The sequence below is a fragment of the Prochlorococcus sp. MIT 1303 genome (genome assembly GCF_001631965.1).
In the GTDB taxonomy this organism is placed as follows: domain Bacteria; phylum Cyanobacteriota; class Cyanobacteriia; order PCC-6307; family Cyanobiaceae; genus Prochlorococcus; species Prochlorococcus marinus_D.
Genome location: NZ_LVHK01000009.1, coordinates 1 through 2,500, shown reverse-complemented (window position 1 = coordinate 2,500; position 2,500 = coordinate 1). Strand labels below are relative to the sequence as shown.

General features: G+C 52.4%; 2 tRNA genes and 1 rRNA gene. All 3 read right to left on the bottom strand.

Annotated features, from left to right (window positions below):
• Nucleotides 1-61: 61 nt before the first annotated feature.
• The 3 genes from PMIT1303_RS00360 to PMIT1303_RS00350 all read right to left on the bottom strand — a co-directional run bounded on the left by PMIT1303_RS00360 (nt 62) and on the right by PMIT1303_RS00350 (nt 1,887).
• Nucleotides 62-134: transfer RNA gene (locus tag PMIT1303_RS00360), tRNA-Ala, on the bottom strand.
• 9 nt (nt 135-143) lie between these two features.
• Nucleotides 144-217: transfer RNA gene (locus PMIT1303_RS00355), tRNA-Ile, on the bottom strand.
• A gap of 184 nt (nt 218-401) precedes the next feature.
• A 16S ribosomal RNA gene (locus PMIT1303_RS00350) occupies nt 402-1,887 on the bottom strand.
• Nucleotides 1,888-2,500: the final 613 nt, after the last annotated feature.

Below are 2,500 nucleotides of genomic sequence, written 5' to 3'. Positions count from 1 at the left end.
AAATTCTAAATCACATCACACAACGGTTCTCACCATTGGCTCGTTGTAGGAGATCAGTCAGTGGAGGTTAGCGGACTCGAACCGCTGACATCCTGCTTGCAAAGCAGGCGCTCTACCAACTGAGCTAAACCCCCAACACCGAATGGGCCATCCTGGACTTGAACCAGGGACCTCACCCTTATCAGGGGTGCGCTCTAACCACCTGAGCTAATGGCCCAGGAGTAACCCTTGCGGGGTGTGACCTAGACAAGTTTAGGAACTAAAATCAATCATCAATCTCCAAGCTGATTAATCAGCTTTTCTTTGATTCTCAACTTGAGGTACCGATCGACCTAAGGTGACAGGATTTCGGCCTAAGAATTAAAATACTCAGACATCAAAATCATTGTGTTGTCTCCCTGTTAGGAGGTGATCCATCCGCACCTTCCGGTACGGATACCTTGTTACGACTTCACCCCAGTCATCAGCCCCACCTTCGGCGTCCTCCTCCACAAGGGTTGGAGTAACGACTTCGGGCGTGGCCAACTTCCATGGTGTGACGGGCGGTGTGTACAAGGCCCGGGAACGTATTCACCGCAGTATGCTGACCTGCGATTACTAGCGATTCCTTCTTCACGTAGGCGAGTTGCAGCCTACGATCTGAACTGAGCCACGGTTTATGGGATTTGCTTGTCCTCGCGAACTTGCTGCCCTTTGTCCGTAGCATTGTAGTACGTGTGTAGCCCAGGATGTAAGGGGCATGATGACTTGACGTCATCCACACCTTCCTCCGGTTTATCACCGGCGGTCTCTCTAGAGTGCCCAACTAAATGCTGGCAACTAAAAACGTGGGTTGCGCTCGTTGCGGGACTTAACCCAACATCTCACGACACGAGCTGACGACAGCCATGCACCACCTGTCACTGCGTTCCCAAAGGCACTCTCTCGTTTCCAAGAGATTCGCAGGATGTCAAACCCTGGTAAGGTTCTTCGCGTTGCATCGAATTAAACCACATACTCCACCGCTTGTGCGGGCCCCCGTCAATTCCTTTGAGTTTCACACTTGCGTGCGTACTCCCCAGGCGGAACACTTAACGCGTTGGCTACGACACCGAGGGGGTCGATTCCCCCGACACCTAGTGTTCATCGTTTACGGCCAGGACTACAGGGGTATCTAATCCCTTTCGCTCCCCTGGCTTTCGTCCATGAGCGTCAGTTATGGCCCAGCAGAGCGCCTTCGCCACTGGTGTTCTTCCCGATATCTACGCATTTCACCGCTACACCGGGAATTCCCTCTGCCCCTACCACACTCAAGCCAATCAGTTTCCACTGCCTTGATGGAGTTAAGCTCCACGTTTTAACAGCAGACTTGAAAAGCCGCCTGCGGACGCTTTACGCCCAATAATTCCGGATAACGCTTGCCACTCCCGTATTACCGCGGCTGCTGGCACGGAATTAGCCGTGGCTTATTCCTCAAGTACCGTCAGATCTTCTTCCTTGAGAAAAGAGGTTTACAGCCCAGAGGCCTTCATCCCTCACGCGGCGTTGCTCCGTCAGGCTTGCGCCCATTGCGGAAAATTCCCCACTGCTGCCTCCCGTAGGAGTCTGGGCCGTGTCTCAGTCCCAGTGTGGCTGATCATCCTCTCAGACCAGCTACTGATCGATGCCTTGGTGAGCCATTACCTACACCAACTAGCTAATCAGACGCGGGCTCATCCTCAGGCGAAATTCATTTCACCTCTCGGCATATGGGGTATTAGCGGCCGTTTCCAACCGTTATCCCCCTCCTGAGGGCAGATTCCCACGCGTTACTCACCCGTCCGCCACTAACCCGAAGGTTCGTTCGACTTGCATGTGTTAAGCACGCCGCCAGCGTTCATCCTGAGCCAGGATCAAACTCTCCGTAGTAGATCAAACCCTCTCGCAATCAACCCTTTCAGGCTCATCACTCAGTCTGATTTGCTTCACCCACTCATTCGCACTGGCGTACGACAAGCAGTTGTTGCCCCCTTCCTCTGACAGAAGGATTACAAGAGTGCACTTCAGAATCTCTTCCTTCTGTGACTTTCCAGGATCTCAGATCCGGTCGTTGCTTTCACCTGTCACACCTTTGACATCAATCCTCGCCCGTGAAAGCAAAAATTGATGCTGTAACAGGTTTCTGCAACTCATTTCTTTTGACGGGACCTCACACTCTCGTCGCATATCTGCTCAAACCTTTTGATCAGCTTTTGATCGCTGCTCATAGGGCCTAAACGCGACAAAAGCGTCAGTTCCTAAACTCTTAAGTTGTCCAGGTTCTGCTCCTCCACTCCCTTGTAAGGAATGTCAGGCGCTGCGATCTTGCGATCGCTTCTAAAACCTACAACACCAGCGGATCGCTCCTCTGATCTTGTAAGCGCCCACTGACACCTCAAGCTTTCGCCATCAGCATCGCGTGGCCTGCGCTACAGGACTCAGCCCTTCGCGCAGTCCAAAAACATAGCCCATTTCATACCCAGTACGCAATCTTTTCTCAATC